Raw genomic sequence first — 15794 nt, forward strand, 5'->3', positions numbered from 1 at the left:
TGCGGCGAAGCCCGTGCCGTGTCAATCGTGATGGTCCCGGGGACTGGGAGGTGGCGCGGATTTTTGCAGGCCGACGCGCGGTTTACCAGCGCATCACCACCGCGCCCCACGCCAGCCCGCCGCCGATCGCCTCGGACAAGACGATCTGCCCGGGGCGGATGCGCCCCTCGGCCACGCCCACCGAGAGCGCCAGCGGGATCGAGGCGGCGGAGGTGTTGCCGTGGTCCTGCACGGTGACGATGACGCGGTCCATCGACAGGCCCAGCTTCTTTGCGGTGCCCTGGATGATGCGGATATTGGCCTGGTGCGGCACGATCCAATCGACGTCCGGCCCGGTGAGGCCGACCTTGCCGAGCGCGGTCTCGGCGGTGGCGGCGAGTTTCTCGACGGCCTGCCGGAAGAGCGCGTTGCCCTGCATCCTGACTTTGCCCGCATCGCCAGTCGTCGATACGCCGCCATCGACGTAGAGCATGTCGCGGTAGCGCCCGTCGGAATTGAGATCGACCGAGAGGATGCCGCGATCGGCGTTGGTGCCGGTGCCCTCGGTGGCCCCGAGTACCAGAGCGCCGGCGCCGTCGCCGAACAGCACGCAGGTGGAGCGGTCGGACCAGTCCATGATGCGCGAGAACGTCTCGGACCCGATCAGCAGCAGCCGCTCGGCCTGGCCCGCGACGATCATCGCGTTGGCGGTGGCGAGCGCGTAGACGAACCCGGCGCAGACCGCCTGCACGTCGAAGGCGAAACCGTGGGACATGCCCAGCCCCTCCTGCACCATCGTGGCGACCGAGGGGAAGGTGAGGTCCGGCGTGGAGGTGGCGACGATCAGGCCGTCGATGTCGTCCGGTGTGAGCCCGGCATTGGCGAGGGCGGCGCGCGCGGCGTGGAGGGCGAGGGTGGAGGTGGTCTCGTCCTCGGCGGCGAAGTGGCGGCGCTCGATCCCCGAGCGCGAGCGAATCCACTCGTCCGTGGTGTCGAGGGTGGCCTCGAATTCGCTGTTTGGCACGATGCGGGCGGGCAGGTAGTGCCCGGTGCCGAGGGCCGTGGCGCGGCGGGTCATGGCGCGAGGTCTCCGTGGTTGTCGTCCCCGGTGTTGTCGTCCCCGGTGTCGTGTTGGTCGCCGTCGTCCTCGCGGTCGAGCGGGGCCGCGGCGGCGACGCGGGCGGCGAGCTTGGCGGTGAAGCCGGTCTGCGCGAGGTCGAAGGCGAGCTTTATCGCCGACGAAACGCCCGTGGCGTCCGCTGCGCCGTGCGACTTGACCACGGTGCCATTCAGCCCGAGGAACACGCCGCCATTGGCGCGGCGCGGATCGACGCGTTTCTTCATCCGCCGAAGCGAGGTATAGGCCAGCAGTGCCGCCAGCCGCGACAGCGGCGTGTAGGCGAAGGCCTCGCGCAGGAGGTCGGTGATCAGGTTGGCGATGCCCTCGCCGGTCTTGAGCGCGACATTGCCGGTGAAGCCGTCGGTCACGATCACGTCGCAGCGCGTGCCGGGCAGGTCGCGCCCCTCGACGAAGCCCACGAACTCGAAATCCGCGTTCGCGGCATTGGCGGCGATCAGCTCATGCGCCTCGCGCAGCTCGGCGCGGCCCTTGTGTTCCTCGGTGCCCACGTTCAGCAGGCCGATGCGCGGGCGCTTGAGGCCAAAGCCGTTGCGCGCGTAGGACGCGCCCATCAGCGCGTATTGCATCAGGTCCTTGGCGTCGGCGCGGATATCCGCGCCGCCGTCGAGCATGATGTTGTGCTGTTGCGGGTTCTGCGAGGGCCACATCACCGCGATGGCGGGGCGATAGATGCCCGGCAACTTGCGCAGGCGGATGACCGACATCAGCATCAGCGCGCCGGTATTGCCGCAGGAGACGCAGACCGTCGCCTCGCCTGCGCGCACCGATTCGAGCGCCGACCACATCGAGGTGTCGTGCCCGTGGCGCACCACCTGAGCGGGCTTGTCGGTCATCGACACGACCTCGGGCGCGTTGCGGATGGTGACCCGGTCGGTCAGTTCCCGGCGCCTGGCGACCAGCGGCGCGAGCGTGTCGCGCGGCCCGTGCAGGATGAATCCGATGCGCGGATTCTTGCTGGCGGATTGGGCCATGCCCGCCACCACGGCGGCGGGCCCCTCATCGCCGCCCATGGCGTCAATCGAGATCACGAAGCGCCCCGCGCCGGTCATGTCCTGATCGCCCTGAGCGCCCATGCGGCCGATGCCCCCGAATAGTGTCTCAGGCGGCGTCGTCTTCCAGGTCGATATCGTCCACCATGGCGACGACTTCGCGCTCTGCGTAGTGGCCACAGGCCGCGCAGACGTGGTGCGGGCGCTTCAACTCGCCGCAATTGGGGCATTCGTTGGGATTGCCCGCGGTGAGTGAATCATGCGCGCGGCGATTGTTGCGGCGCGATTTCGAGACCTTGTTCTGTTGGACGGCCATGTCACAACCTCAATTCCTGCGGGCCGGATCGGCCCATGTTTCACGGGTGTTCGCGGCTCTTAATCCTGACCGAGCCGCCGGTTCAACCCCAAATTCCGGTGAGAGCGCGAAAATACAGAGATTTGGGGCCGGGGCAAGCGATTCTTGGGATGGCTTCCGGCTCAGCCGGAGGGGCCGCTGTCATTGCCCTCGTCGTCGTCATTCCCGGCCAGCCGGTCGCGCAGTCCGGCGAGCCCGGCAAACGGGCGGCGGGGCGCATCGTCATCGTCGTTTTCCGCCCCGTCGGGCGCGGCCGAGAGGGTGCCGAGTTCTGCCGCGTCGCTGCGCGGCCAGGGCGGCAGCGCCAGCGCCAGCGCCTCGGCGAGCACGGCATCGAGGTCGATCACCGCGCCCAGGGGCTCTATCGTGTCGTCCTCGGGCATCTCGATCTCGTCGACGGGCGCGGCCTCGGGCGGGGTGGCGTCGGGCGTGTAGCGGCGCGTCACGGTCTCGTCGATGCGGGTGGTCACCGGCGCGAGGGTGACGCCGCAGGGCTGCACGACCGTCGCCCCGAGCGTGGCGCTGAGCAGCCAGTCGCGGGGGCCGTCGGGGGTGATCTCTCCCCTGAGGCTCAGTTTGCGCAGATCGAGGAGGTCGAGGCGCGCGGCCAGCGTCGCGCGCGCGGCCGCGTCGGGCACGATCTCGAAGCGGTGGCCGCCGTGCCGTGCGAGGCGCGGGACGGGGATACGGTGGGTGGAGCCGGTATCGGCGGACATCGCGGCCTCTTGCTTTGAATTCTTGAACCCGGGGGCTGCATTGATGTAAGCGGGATAAAAGCCGCGAGCGGTGGTGACAAGAGGGCAGAGATGACGGCGATTTCAATGCGAGTGCTGCGTGTCCTTGCCCTGTGTGGTCTCATCGGGGTGACCGCCTGCTCGGCCACCTACCAGAATCATGGCTATGTCCCGCCCGAGAACGATCTCGAGAATCTGATCGTCGGCGTCGATACCCGCGCGACGGTGGACGATCTGATCGGGCCGCCCTCGGTCTCGGGGATGGTGGGTGATGGCGATTATTACTACGTCCGCTCGCGCAAGCGCACCTACATGATGCTGCGCCCGCAGGTGATCGAGCGCGAGGTACTGGCGATATCGTTCAACGACGACGACACCATCGCCAATATCGAGAGATTCGGGCTGGAGGACGGACAGATCGTGCCGCTCTCGCGCCGGGTGACAGACAGCTCGGTGGTCAAGAACGGCTTCCTGCGGCAGGTGCTCAGCAATATCGGCGCGCTCAACCCAGAGCAACTGTTCGGCGAATAGCGCGCGCGCCGCATTGTCTTGGAGATGTCACGCGCCGGGTGCAGGAGGTATCGCCGGGGGGCGAGCGGCCGCGTGGAGACGGTGACATGAGAGAGATCCGGCAGGGGCGCTACGTGGCTCGGCTGGCGCGCGGTCCCGGGGACGTCGCCCGCGCCCAGGCGCTGCGCGCCGAGGCGTTTCTGGGGAATGCCGGAGGCTGCGACGCCGATGCCCATGACGCGGCGTGCCTGCACCTGCTGGTCGAGGAGGCGCGGGGCGGGCGGCTGGTGTGCTGTTTCCGGGTGCTGCTGCTGGAGGACGGGGCCGGGATTGCGCGCAGCTATTCGGCGCAATTCTATGAATTATCGGCACTGGCGGCGTTCGAGGGGCGGATGGCCGAGATGGGGCGATTCTGCATCCGGCCCGGGCTGACCGATCCGGACATCCTGCGCGTGGCGTGGGCGGCGATGACGCGGCTGGTGGACGAGCACGGGGTGGCGATGCTGTTTGGCTGTTCGTCTTTCAAGGGGGTGGAGACTGCCCCGTATCTCGATTCTTTTGCGGTGCTGGGGGCGCGGCACCTGGCGCCGCGGCGGTGGTGGCCGCGGGTCAAGGCGCCCGCCGTGTTCCGCTTTGCCGAGCGATTGAAACGGTACAAGCCCGACCTCAAGGAAGCGATGCGGCATATGCCGCCCTTGCTGCGAACCTACCTGATGATGGGCGGCTGGGTGAGCGATCACGCGGTGATCGACCGGCAGATGGACACGCTGCACGTCTTTACCGGGGTCGAGATCGGAGCAATCCCGGCGGCGCGGGCGCGGCTGCTGCGGGCGCTGGCGGGGTGAGGCTTGACTGTGGCGGGGCCGCGGGATAGCCCGCGCGCATGGCCCGTGCCCCGCTTTTGCAACTCACCGATATCTCGCTCACTTTTGGCGGCGCACCGCTGTTCGCCGACCTGTCGCTGGTGGTGCAGCCCGGCGACCGGGTGGCATTGGTGGGGCGGAACGGATCGGGAAAATCCACGCTGATGAAGGTGATGGCCGGGCTGGTGGAGCCCGACCGGGGCGTGCGCGTCGTCTCGCCGGGCGTGAGCGTGGGCTACATGGAGCAGGAACCGGCGATGGCCGGCTTTGCCACGCTGGGTGATTTCGCCGCGAGCGCGCTGGCGCCGGGCGAGGAATACCGGGTGGAGATGGCGGGCGAGGGGCTGAAATTCGACCCCGCGCGGCCGGTCGAGACCGCCTCGGGCGGGGAACGGCGGCGCGCGGCGCTGGCCAAGCTGATGGCCGAGGCGCCGGAGCTGATGCTGCTCGACGAGCCGACCAACCATCTCGATATCGAGGCGATCGGCTGGCTGGAAGAGCAGTTGAAGGCCACGCGAAAGGGCTTTGTTCTCATCAGCCACGACCGCGCCTTCTTGCGTGAACTTAGCCGTGCAACTCTTTGGATTGACCGGGGAATGACGCGGCGGCAGGAGCGGGGTTTCGCGCATTTCGAGGAATGGCGCGACAAGCTCTGGGAGGAAGAGGACCAGCAGCGCCACAAGCTCGACCGCAAGATCAAGGCCGAGGCCCGCTGGGCCGTGGAGGGCATCAGCGCGCGGCGCAAGCGCAACCAGGGGCGGGTGCGCGCATTGCAGGCGCTGCGCGAGGAACGGCGCAACCAGATCAAGCGGCAGGGCACGGCGGCAATGGCGCTGGAGAGCGGCCCGAATTCCGGTCGCAAGGTGATCGAAGCCAATGATATTTCAAAGGCTTACGATGACAAGCTCATCTTGAGGCCGTTCAGCCTGCGGATCATGCGGGGCGAGCGCGTGGCGTTTGTCGGGCCCAATGGGGTGGGCAAGACGACGCTCTTGAAGATGCTGATGGGCGAGGTGGCCCCCGACAGCGGCACGGTCACGCATGGCACCAACCTGGTGCCGGCGGTGTTCGACCAGGCGCGTGCGCGGCTCGACCCCGAGATGACGCTGTGGGAGAGCCTGACGGGTGACGCGGAGATGCGTGTCGCGGGCCAGGCGGACCAGGTGCTGGTGCGTGGGCAGCCGCGCCACGTGGTCGGGTATCTCAAGGATTTCCTGTTCGACGAGCGACAGGCGCGCGCGCCGGTCAAGTCATTGTCGGGCGGGGAAAAAGCGCGGCTCTTGCTGGCGCGGATCATGGCGCGGGAGAGCAACGTACTGGTGCTCGACGAGCCGACCAACGATCTCGATATCGAGACGCTGGATTTGCTGCAGGAATTGCTCGACGATTACGCGGGGACCGTTCTGCTGGTGAGCCACGACCGCGATTTCCTTGACCGGGTGGCGAGCACCACCATCGCCATGGAGGGCGACGGCCGCGCAACCGCCTATGCCGGTGGCTGGAGCGATTATCGCGCGCAACGCGGTGGCGCGAAGGGAAGCGATGACACTGCGAAAAAGAGCGTGAAAACAACGCAGAAGAACGCGGAGTTGAAGCAGGAAGCCAAGCCTGTAAGGCTGAGCTTTACCGAGGCGCACCGGCTGGAGGAGTTGCCCGGGCAGATCGAGCGGCTGGAGGCGGAGATCGCCAAGCTGGAGGAGCTGTTGGCCGATCCCGATCTCTATAGTCGCGAGCCGGTCAAGTTCCGCCGCGCGACCGAGGCGCTGACCGCGCGGCAAAAGGCGCTGGCCGAGGCCGAGGAGGAGTGGCTGTCGCTCGCCGAGAAGGCCGAGGCAACGGGCTGATTTTTTCGCTGTAGCCCGGTCGGTTGCGCGGATATGCTCGGGCGCATGAGCAGTTCGGATCGCAGCCTGCACGACAGTGTCCGCCTCCTCTACGAGGGGCGCTCGAAACGCGCGACGCGGTTTCGCTATGCGCTCTTGGCGTTCGACGTGGCGAGCATCGTGTTCTTTCTGTCGACCGCGACCCTGCCCCTGACGCCCGCGCTGCTGCTGGCCGACATGGCGGTGGCCGCCGTGATCTCGGCGGATTTCCTGTGCCGTCTGTGGATCGCCGAGAACCGGTGGCGGCACCTGCGGCAGCTTTACGTTCTGGTGGATATCGTGGTGCTCGCCTCGCTTCTGGCGGTACCGGTGCTGGGGCAGGGATGGGCGGCGCTGCGGCTGCTGCGCGCGTTGCGGCTGGTGCATTCCTATCACCTGTTGCGCGACCTGCGGCGCGACTGGCGCTTCTTCCGGCTGCACGAGGACGCGATCCTCGCTACGGCCAACCTACTGGTGTTCATCTTTGCCATGACGGCGCTTGTGCTGCTGCTGCGCGGCGGGCGCGAGCCGGGGCTCGAGACCTATGTGGACGCGCTCTATTTCACCGTCACGACGCTGACGACGACGGGATATGGCGACATTCTCATGACCACCTGGTCCGGGCGGCTGCTGGCGGTCGGGATCATGATCGTCGGCGTGGGGCTGTTCCTGCGGCTGGCGCGGGCCATCTTCATGCCCTCGAAAGTGCGCCACAAATGCCCGGAATGCGGGCTGTTGAAGCACGACCCCGACGCGATCCATTGCAAGCATTGCGGGATCGAGCTGAAGATCGAGACGGAGGGCGCGCAGTAGGGCTGGCGGGGCGTCGGGAGGTCATGGCGTCAGGCCCGGGGAAGACGGGGCGTGGCGCGGAGGGCCGGGTGTTGTGGTTGGCCTTTAGCCGCCGTTGCAGTGAGCCGCGTCATCGCATGTCCGCGGGCAGGCGATCCAACGGTTTTTCAGGGCACTTTATTTCTGCTTTCCCGAAAAACATGCAATCGGCGCGCTAGCTTAGCCAAATCGCCTGTCCGGGGGGCGGACAGGCGATGGCGCGGCGGCCTTCGGCCTTGATTCCGCGCCGGGACCAGATGGTCCAACGTCCGCTCAAGGCCGATACCGCCCCCGCGCCCCGCCGCGTCAGACCGATAGCCGCGCCCCGTGGGCCCCGCGCTCGCGGTAGGGGGTGGTCTGGTAGTGCGCGCGGTAGCATTTGGAGAAATGCGACGGCGAGGCGAAGCCGCAGGCCAGTGCCACGTTGATCACCGTCATGTCGGTCTGCATCAACAGGTTGCGCGCCTTTTGCAGCCGCAGTTCCATGTAATACCGCTTGGGGCTGCGGCTGAGGTAGCGGCGGAACAGGCGTTCGAGCTGGCGGGTGGACATGCCCACCTCGCGGGCCAGGATCGAGGGGCTGATCGGTTCCTCGATATTGCTCTCCATCATCTGGATGACCTGGCTGAGCTTGGGGTGGCGCACGCCGATTCGGGTGGGCACCGAGAGGCGCTGGGTGTCCTGGTCGGTGCGGATCGAGGAATAGATCTGCTGGTCGGCCACCGCGTTGGCGAGCTTTTCGCCATGCTCGGCGGCGATCAGGCTGAGCATCAGGTCGATCGAGGCGGTGCCGCCTGCCGTGGTCATGCGGTTGCCGTCGATCATGAAGATCGACTTGGTCAGCGTCACCTCTTCGAATTCCTCGAGAAAGGCATCGTGATTCTCCCAGTGGATGGTGGCGCGCTTGCCGTCGAGCAGCCCGGCGCGCGCCATCACGTAGGACGCGGTGCACAGCCCGCCGATGCGCAACCCGCGGCGCGCCTCGCGGCGCAGCCAGTTGAGCATCCGCTTGGTGGCGGTCTTCTGGACATCGACCCCGCCGCACAAGATCAGCACATCCTCGCGTTTCAGTTCGGAGAGCGGGAAATCGACGTGGAAGCGCACGCCGTTGGAGCAGGTCACGACATCGTCGGTGTCACCGGTCAGGGCCCATGTGTAAAGCTCTGCGCCGGCCATGCGGTTGGCGATGCGCAGGCATTCCAGCGCACCGGCAAAGCTCAGGAGCGTGAACGAGTCAAGCAGCACGAACACGAAGCGTGCTGGCGCCCTTGGCACATCCACCTTGACTGTCACGGCATCTGACATCGGGCCCCCTCTTGCGCTCCGTCCCAGCGTCACTGTCACCAAAACGTCGCGATTCACAAGCCAAACACGCACATTCGTGTCGCATTTTGACCGATTCCGCGGCTGGCCTCTGCGCGTCCGGTGGATTATAGAGATGTCCGATCAAATGAGAAAGCGGAGACCGAAGATGACGGAATGGCAGAAAACCGGCTGGCGCGCGAAAGAGCGGGTGCAGATGCCGGATTATCCCGATGCCGGGGCGCTCGCCCGCGTCGAGGATCGTCTGCGCCAGTATCCGCCTCTGGTCTTTGCCGGGGAGGCGCGGCGCCTCAAACGCGCGCTTGGGGCGGCGTCGCGGGGCGAGGCGTTCCTGTTGCAGGGCGGCGATTGCGCCGAGGCGTTCGACCAGTTCTCGGCGGATGCGATCCGCGACACGTTCAAGGTGATGCTGCAGATGGCGATGGTGCTGACCTATGGCGCCAAGGTGCCGGTGGTCAAGGTGGGGCGCATGGCCGGGCAGTTTGCCAAGCCGCGCAGCGCGCCTACCGAGGTGGTGGAGGGTGTCGAGCTGCCCAGCTATCGCGGTGACATCGTCAACGAGCTGGCCTTTACCCCGGAGGCGCGCATCCCTGACCCGGCGAAGATGCTGCAGGCCTACACGCAGGCGGCGGCGACGCTGAACCTGTTGCGCGCGTTCTCCACCGGCGGATACGCCGATATGCACCAGGTGCACCAATGGACGCTGGGCTTCACCGAGAGCGAGAAGGCCGCGCGCTATCGCGAGATGGCCAGCCATATCGCCGACGCGCTCGACTTCATGAAGGCCGCGGGCGTGGACAGCGAGAGCGCGCACACGCTCAAGTCGGTGGATTTCTACACCTCGCACGAGGGGCTGTTGCTGGAATACGAGGAGGCGCTCACCCGTCTCGATTCGACCTCTGGCAAATGGCTGGCGGGGTCGGGGCACATGCTGTGGATCGGCGACCGCACGCGCCAGCCCGACGGCGCGCATGTGGAGTTTTTGCGCGGGGTGCTCAACCCGATCGGGCTGAAATGCGGCCCGACCATGACCTCGGACGATCTCAAGCGGCTGTTGGCGACGCTCAACCCCGAGAACGAGGCCGGGCGGCTGACGCTGATCGCGCGGTTTGGCGCGGGCAAGGTGGGCGAGAACCTGCCGCGGCTCATCCGCACGGTCGAGGAGGAGGGCGCCAACGTGCTGTGGGTGTGCGACCCGATGCACGGCAACACGATCAAGTCGGCCACCGGCTACAAGACCCGGCCGTTCGACTCGGTGCTGCGCGAGGTGCAGGAATTCTTTGCCATCCACCGCGCGGAAGGAACCATCCCCGGCGGCGTGCATTTCGAGATGACCGGGCAGGACGTGACCGAATGCACCGGGGGGATGCGCGCGCTGAGCGAGGAGAGCCTGTCGGATCGCTACCACACCGCGTGTGATCCGCGTCTCAATGCGTCGCAATCGCTGGAGCTTGCGTTTCTCGTGGCCGAGGAGCTCAAGGGCCAGCGCGAGCGCATGGCCGAGGCGCAAGCCGTCTGATGCTCAGGTGACGAGCCGCAGGTGAGAGCGGTCGCGGGGCCCGGTCGGGGCCTGCGACCGTCCGCCTGCCAGCGTGCGCAGGGGCGGCGCGGTGTCGCGCGGCGCGGCGCCGGAGAGCGGCTGCGTCTCGGCATCCGCGATGCCGAAGCGGCGGGGCGTGCGCCCGGTGGTGCCGTCGGTCACGAGGCAGCCCAGCGCGCGCGAGATGTCGCCCAGGTCACTGCGTAGCGGCAGCAACATCAGCGTACCGCCGAGCGCGGGCCGCCCGATCCCGCGGCGCGCGCGCAGCGCGAAGCGCAGGACCGCCGGGCCGTCGAAGAGATCGACCAGCCGCAGGGCAAAGGCATCGCGGTCGCCCGGCTCGATGAAGGTGGCGAGCGGCATGCCGCGCACCTCCATGCCCATCAGATCGTTGAGGTGCATTCCCGCCACCCGCAGCCGCACCATGCCCGGCGCGATGCGTTCGGCGATGAAGGCGCTGGAAATCAGCGGTTCGATGCCGCGCGGGTCGATATCGGCGCGCATGGGCACGTCGCCGCCGCGTCGGCACCCCTCCCAATGGGCGCGAAAGGCGCGCAGGTGCGCCTCGGTCTGCGCCTGTGTTTCGATTGTGTCGCCCTGCACCGGGCCCGGTTCCGTCGGATCATCCCACATGGTCCTAATCCCTCGTTGTGCGCCCCCGCACCGTCGATATGCGCCTGGGTGCCGCAGGCTTGCCTCAGCCTGGTGAAGCCGCGTTCTCGGCGCCGGACGGTGCATAAAGATTGCCACAATTCGCCGCGCATGTATCTAAAATTCGCGGTATCTGGTTAACCCTTGCGCGCCCGGAGCGCGCCCGGATGCGCGGCTTGCCAGCCGGACGCGCAATGGCTAACACGGGGGCTGCACCGCCACGAGGGAGGCCCAAAGCCCCATGATCCGCTCGATGACCGCCTTTGCCACGCGCAGCGGACAGCATGGCCCGCGCGCAACGGTCTGGGAGATACGCGGCGTCAACGGCAAGGGGCTCGACCTGCGGCTGCGCCTGCCCGAAGGCGTCGAGGGGCTGGAGACGCGGCTGCGGTCGGCGGCGGCCAAACGGCTCGCGCGCGGCAACGTGACGGTGGTGCTGCGGTTTCACGACATGGCCGAGGCGGGTGGGCTCTCGCTTGACGCGGGGGCGCTCGACGTGGCGCTGGCGGCGCTGACCGAGACCGAGCGGCGCGCCGATGCGGCGGGGCTGACGCTCGCACCCTCGACGGCGGCGCAGGTGCTGGCGCTGCGCGGCCTGCTGGAGACCGGCGGCGCGCCGGTGGCCAACGCGGAGGACGCCCCGGCGCTGGAGGCGGAATTCGACGCGCTGCTGGGCGATTTCGTGGCGATGCGCGAGGCCGAGGGCGCGGCGCTGGGCCGGGTGATCGCAGATCAGCTCGACCGGATCGCGGCGCGGGTGACGCAGGCCGAGGACACGCTGGGCGCGCGCGCCGGGGCGATCGCCGAGGCGCATCGCGCGGCGCTGGTGCGGGTCACCGACCAGGCCGGGCAGGTTGCCCCTGAGCGGATCGCGCAGGAACTGGCGCTGGTGGCCGTGCGGCTCGACGTGACCGAGGAAATCGACCGGCTGCACGCCCATGTGGCGGCGGCGCGCGAATTGCTGGCGCAGGGCTCGCCGGTGGGGCGCAAGCTCGATTTCCTGGCGCAGGAATTCATGCGCGAGGCCAACACGCTGTGTTCGAAGGCGCAGAACGCGGATCTCACGGCGGTGGGGCTCGATCTCAAGACGGTGATCGACCAGATGCGCGAGCAGATTCAGAACGTGGAATGAGCGGAGAGGGTGGATGGATATTTTTGGCAAGATGAAGCGGGGGGCCGCGCGATGAGCGAGCGGCGTGGGCTTCTGATCATCCTGTCCTCGCCCTCGGGCGCGGGCAAATCGACGCTGTCGCAGCGGCTTTTGCAATGGGATCCGACGCTGAGTTTCTCGGTTTCGGCCACGACCCGCGCGCCGCGGACGGGCGAGGAGGACGGGCTCGACTATCACTTCCTGTCGGAAGAGGCGTTCAAGCGGCAGGTGTCGGAGGGCGGGATGCTGGAGCACGCGCATGTCTTCGGCAATTTCTACGGCTCGCCGCGCGCACCCGTACAGGCCTCGATCGACGCAGGAAACGACGTGCTTTTCGACATCGACTGGCAGGGTGCGCAGCAGATCCGCAACTCCGCGCTTGGCGGGCACACGCTGTCGATCTTCCTGCTGCCGCCCTCGATCCATGAGCTGCACCGCCGCCTGCAGGCGCGCGGCAAGGACGCGCCGGAGGTGATCGCGCGACGGATGCAGAAGAGCTGGGACGAGATCAGCCATTGGGACAGCTACGATTTCGTGCTGGTCAACGACGATCTCGACGTCGCCGAGGCGCGGCTCCGGACGATCATCGAGGCCACCCGCCTGCGCCGCACGCAACAGCCCTGGCTGACCGATCACGTGCGGCGGCTGCAGACCGAATTCGAGGAGACGCTATGACGCTCTATGCACTGGACGGTGTCGCGCCCGAGGTGGCGGACGACACCTGGATCGCGCCCGATGCCAACGTGATCGGCCGCGTGGTGATCGAGGCGGGGGCGTCGGTCTGGTTTGGCTGCACGCTGCGGGGTGACAACGAGGAAATCCGTGTGGGCAGGGGCAGCAACGTGCAGGAAAACTGCGTGATGCACACCGACATGGGCTATCCGCTCACGATCGGGGCGGGCTGTACCATCGGGCACAAGGCGATGCTGCACGGCTGCACCATCGGCGAGAACAGCCTGATCGGCATGGGGGCCACCGTGCTCAACGGCGCGGTAATCGGGCGCGATTGCCTGATCGGGGCGGGCGCGCTGGTGACGGAAGGCAAGGAAATCCCCGATGGCAGCCTCGTTGTGGGCGCGCCGGGGCGGGTGGTGCGCGGCCTCGATGCCGACGCCATCGCCGGGCTGCGCGCGAGTGCCGTGCATTACCAGGAGCGGATGCGCCGCTTTCGCGCCGGGCTGAGCGAGGTCTGAGCGGGGATGGAGGGCATCGTCTCGCTGCTCGCGGCGGTGCCGCTCGCGGCGGTGCTCGTGGGGCCCGACGCACGTATACTCGCGGCCAACGCGGCGGCGCGCGAGATGCTGGGGCAGGCCATCGAGGGGCGGCATTTCCTCACCGCCATGCGCCAGCCCGACCTGCGCGCGGCGATCGAGGCCACCGCCGGGGACGGCACGGTGCGCAGTATCACCTACCAGGCCGCGAAGGACGGGCGCGACAGCACCTTTCGCGCCCACGTGGCGGCGGTGACGCTCGAGAAGGGCGCAGCGCCCGGCGTTCTGGTGTCGTTCGAGGACCTGACCGAGCGCGAGCAGGCGGCGCAGATGCGGCGCGATTTCGTCGCCAACGTGAGCCACGAATTGCGCACGCCGCTGACCTCGCTCATGGGTTTCATAGAGACGTTGCAGGGGCCCGCGCGCCGTGACGAGGCGGCGATGGACCGGTTTCTGGGCATCATGGCGCGCGAGGCGGCGCGGATGGAACGGCTGGTCCATGACCTGTTGTCGCTGAGCCGGGTCGAGGGCGAGGAGCGCGTGCGCCCGCGCGAGCCGGTCGACCTGAGTAGCGTGATGGGCACCGTGGTGACCATGCTGCGGCCGCTGGCGCGTGAACGGGGCTGCGCGCTGCGCTTTGAGCCGGGGGAGGCGTGCCTGGTGCCGGGCAATGCAGACCAGTTGCAGCAGGTGTTCACCAACCTCGTCGAGAACGCGATCAAGTATGGCGGGGACGACAACGAGGTGGAGATCACGCTGGCGGCGCATCCCAACGATGTGACGCTGCGGGGGCCCGCCATCGCCGCCACGGTGCGCGACCGCGGCCCCGGGATCGACCCGCTGCATATCCCGCGCCTGACCGAGCGGTTCTACCGCGTGGACACCCACCGCTCTCGCGAGATGGGGGGCACGGGGCTGGGCCTTGCCATCGTCAAGCACATCGTCAACCGCCACCGCGGGCGGCTGCGCATCGCGTCCGAGCCGGGGCAGGGCAGCACGTTTTGCGTGATCCTGCCGCGCTGGACCGGGTGACGGGCGGGCATGGCGCCCGGCGCAACATGATGTCATAATCCTGTTGCAAAAGTTTAGCATTCCTGTTGCCCAAGACAGCTAGCACGGGCACCGAGCCGCGCGTGACCGCGCAACCCATATCACCCCCGGGGCCCATCACGGGCGGGGCCCGGCGGAGGAGAGTCAGAGACCATGAACGAAAAACATATCGTGTCCTCGTTTGACCGCGATCTGGAGGCCATCCAGGCGCAGATCATGAAGATGGGCGGAATGGTCGAGCGGGCCATCGCAGATGCGGCGCGGTCACTCGAGACCCGCGACGAGGAGCTGGCCGAGGAGGTGCGCCGCGCCGACGCGGCGATCGACGCGCTGGAAGAGAAGATCAACGAGGAGGCCGCGCTTTTGATCGCGCGGCGCGCGCCCGCGGCGAGCGACCTGCGCCTGGTGCTGACCGTCATCAAGATTTCCGCCAGCCTCGAGCGGATCGGCGACTATGCCAAGAACATCGCCAAGCGCACCGCCGTGCTGACCTCGATGACGCAGGTCAACGGCTCTCCGGCGGCGCTGCGGCGGATGGCGCGCGAGGTCGAGGAGATGCTGCGCGACGTGCTCGACGCCTATATCCAGCGCGACGCCGGGGTGGCAGAGGACGTGATCGCGCGCGACCAGGACGTGGACCAGATGTACAACGCCATCTTCCGCGAGTTCCTGACCTTCATGATGGAGGATGCGCGCAATATCACGCCGTGCATGCACCTGCATTTCATCGCCAAGAATACCGAGCGGATGGGCGATCTGGTTACCTCGGTGGCCGAGCAGGTGATCTATCTCGTGACCGGCGAGATGCCCGACGAGCCGCGCCCCAAGGGCGACAAGACCTCCACCGACCCCTCGATCTCTCCGGTGTCGTGAGGGGAGGACCGGGCCATGTCCACCGAACAACCCACCGTGCTGCTGGTCGAGGATGAGCCGGCGCAGCGCGAGGTTCTGGGCTACAACCTGGAGGCCGACGGCTTTCGCGTGGTGACCGCCGGGAATGGCGAAGAGGCGCTGATGATGGTGGCCGAGGCGCCCCCCGACATCATCGTGCTCGACTGGATGATGCCCAATGTCTCGGGGATCGAGGTGTGCCGGCAGCTCAAGACCCGGTCCGAGACGCGGGGCATCCCGATCATCATGCTGTCGGCGCGCTCGGAAGAGGTGGACCGGGTGCGCGGGCTCGAGACCGGGGCGGATGACTACGTCATCAAGCCCTATTCGCTGGTCGAGCTGATGGCGCGGGTGCGCGCGCAGCTACGCCGGACGCGGCCCGCGAGCATCGGCGAGCGGCTGGAATACGAGGATATCGTGCTCGACGCCGAGACCCACCGCGTGACGCGCAGCGAGAAGCCGCTCAAGCTCGGCCCGACCGAGTTTCGCCTGCTCGCCACCTTCATGGAAAAGCCCGGGCGCGTGTGGTCGCGCGAGCAATTGCTCGACCGGGTCTGGGGGCGCGATATCTACGTCGATACGCGCACCGTGGACGTGCATATCGGGCGGCTGCGCAAGGCATTGTGCCAGCATGGCGGTGAAGATCCGCTGCGCACGGTGCGCGGTGCGGGCTACGCGCTCGGCTGATCGCGGTCAACGCGAGTCGTCGCGTTC

General features: G+C 67.8%; 17 protein-coding genes. 11 read left to right on the top strand and 6 right to left on the bottom strand.

The features are described from left to right. Positions 1-82: 82 nt before the first annotated feature. The 4 genes from CRJ03_RS19085 to CRJ03_RS19100 all read right to left on the bottom strand — a co-directional run bounded on the left by CRJ03_RS19085 (position 83) and on the right by CRJ03_RS19100 (position 3180). Complete coding sequence (locus CRJ03_RS19085) at positions 83-1057, bottom strand: beta-ketoacyl-ACP synthase III (protein WP_104020452.1); 975 nt, start codon at positions 1055-1057, stop codon at positions 83-85. After that, positions 1054-2193, bottom strand: coding sequence for a phosphate acyltransferase PlsX (gene plsX / locus CRJ03_RS19090; RefSeq protein WP_104020453.1), 1140 nt, complete (start codon positions 2191-2193; stop codon positions 1054-1056). Before plsX ends, CRJ03_RS19085 begins: the two co-directional genes overlap by 4 nt. Before the next feature lie 25 nt (positions 2194-2218). Continuing rightward, positions 2219-2425: a 50S ribosomal protein L32 gene (gene rpmF / locus CRJ03_RS19095; RefSeq protein ID WP_104020454.1), complete on the bottom strand. Its 207-nt coding sequence runs from the start codon at positions 2423-2425 to the stop codon at positions 2219-2221. Between the two features lie 161 nt (positions 2426-2586). Beyond that, a complete protein-coding gene (locus CRJ03_RS19100) occupies positions 2587-3180 on the bottom strand; it encodes a YceD family protein (RefSeq protein ID WP_104020455.1) in 594 nt (197 codons plus the stop codon). Between the two features lie 90 nt (positions 3181-3270). Here CRJ03_RS19100 and CRJ03_RS19105 point away from each other — a divergent pair, with 90 nt between their 5' ends. The 4 genes from CRJ03_RS19105 (at position 3271) to CRJ03_RS19120 (ending at position 7246) form a co-directional block, all read left to right on the top strand. Beyond that, positions 3271-3729, top strand: coding sequence for an outer membrane protein assembly factor BamE (locus CRJ03_RS19105; protein ID WP_104020456.1), 459 nt, complete (start codon positions 3271-3273; stop codon positions 3727-3729). An 86-nt stretch (positions 3730-3815) separates the two neighbouring features. Beyond that, positions 3816-4553, top strand: coding sequence for a GNAT family N-acetyltransferase (locus tag CRJ03_RS19110; RefSeq protein ID WP_104020457.1), 738 nt, complete (start codon positions 3816-3818; stop codon positions 4551-4553). 38 nt (positions 4554-4591) lie between these two features. Continuing rightward, a complete protein-coding gene (locus CRJ03_RS19115) occupies positions 4592-6415 on the top strand; it encodes an ABC-F family ATP-binding cassette domain-containing protein (protein ID WP_104020458.1) in 1824 nt (607 codons plus the stop codon). A 45-nt stretch (positions 6416-6460) separates the two neighbouring features. Further along, positions 6461-7246: an ion channel gene (locus tag CRJ03_RS19120; protein ID WP_104020503.1), complete on the top strand. Its 786-nt coding sequence runs from the start codon at positions 6461-6463 to the stop codon at positions 7244-7246. A 324-nt stretch (positions 7247-7570) separates the two neighbouring features. Here CRJ03_RS19120 and CRJ03_RS19125 read toward each other — a convergent pair whose 3' ends face one another. Continuing rightward, positions 7571-8569: a GlxA family transcriptional regulator gene (locus CRJ03_RS19125; RefSeq protein WP_104020459.1), complete on the bottom strand. Its 999-nt coding sequence runs from the start codon at positions 8567-8569 to the stop codon at positions 7571-7573. A 166-nt stretch (positions 8570-8735) separates the two neighbouring features. Here CRJ03_RS19125 and CRJ03_RS19130 point away from each other — a divergent pair, with 166 nt between their 5' ends. Next, positions 8736-10106 carry a class II 3-deoxy-7-phosphoheptulonate synthase gene (locus CRJ03_RS19130; protein ID WP_104020460.1) on the top strand — a complete coding sequence of 457 codons (1371 nt, stop codon included), beginning with the start codon at positions 8736-8738 and terminating at the stop codon, positions 10104-10106. Positions 10107-10109: 3 nt separating this feature from the next. Here CRJ03_RS19130 and CRJ03_RS19135 read toward each other — a convergent pair whose 3' ends face one another. Then, positions 10110-10760: a PAS domain-containing protein gene (locus CRJ03_RS19135; RefSeq protein WP_104020461.1), complete on the bottom strand. Its 651-nt coding sequence runs from the start codon at positions 10758-10760 to the stop codon at positions 10110-10112. Positions 10761-11019: 259 nt separating this feature from the next. Between CRJ03_RS19135 and CRJ03_RS19140 the strand changes: the two genes are divergently transcribed. From CRJ03_RS19140 to phoB, 6 genes are all read left to right on the top strand, one after another. Continuing rightward, complete coding sequence (locus tag CRJ03_RS19140) at positions 11020-11910, top strand: YicC/YloC family endoribonuclease (RefSeq protein WP_104020462.1); 891 nt, start codon at positions 11020-11022, stop codon at positions 11908-11910. Between the two features lie 51 nt (positions 11911-11961). Beyond that, the gene (gene gmk, locus CRJ03_RS19145) at positions 11962-12603 is read left to right on the top strand and encodes a guanylate kinase (protein WP_104020504.1); all 642 of its coding nucleotides are present in this window, start codon (positions 11962-11964) and stop codon (positions 12601-12603) included. Further along, positions 12600-13121, top strand: a complete 522-nt coding sequence (locus CRJ03_RS19150; protein ID WP_104020463.1) for a gamma carbonic anhydrase family protein — start codon at positions 12600-12602, stop codon at positions 13119-13121. Before gmk ends, CRJ03_RS19150 begins: the two co-directional genes overlap by 4 nt. Before the next feature lie 6 nt (positions 13122-13127). Further along, positions 13128-14171 carry a sensor histidine kinase gene (locus tag CRJ03_RS19155; protein ID WP_104020464.1) on the top strand — a complete coding sequence of 348 codons (1044 nt, stop codon included), beginning with the start codon at positions 13128-13130 and terminating at the stop codon, positions 14169-14171. A gap of 171 nt (positions 14172-14342) precedes the next feature. Beyond that, a complete protein-coding gene (gene phoU / locus CRJ03_RS19160) occupies positions 14343-15062 on the top strand; it encodes a phosphate signaling complex protein PhoU (protein WP_104020465.1) in 720 nt (239 codons plus the stop codon). A 15-nt stretch (positions 15063-15077) separates the two neighbouring features. Continuing rightward, the gene (gene phoB / locus CRJ03_RS19165; RefSeq protein WP_104020466.1) at positions 15078-15767 is read left to right on the top strand and encodes a phosphate regulon transcriptional regulator PhoB; all 690 of its coding nucleotides are present in this window, start codon (positions 15078-15080) and stop codon (positions 15765-15767) included. The last annotated feature ends 27 nt before the right edge of the window (positions 15768-15794 follow it).

The sequence above is a fragment of the Roseovarius nitratireducens genome, from assembly GCF_002925845.1.
GTDB classification, from domain to species: domain Bacteria; phylum Pseudomonadota; class Alphaproteobacteria; order Rhodobacterales; family Rhodobacteraceae; genus Roseovarius; species Roseovarius nitratireducens.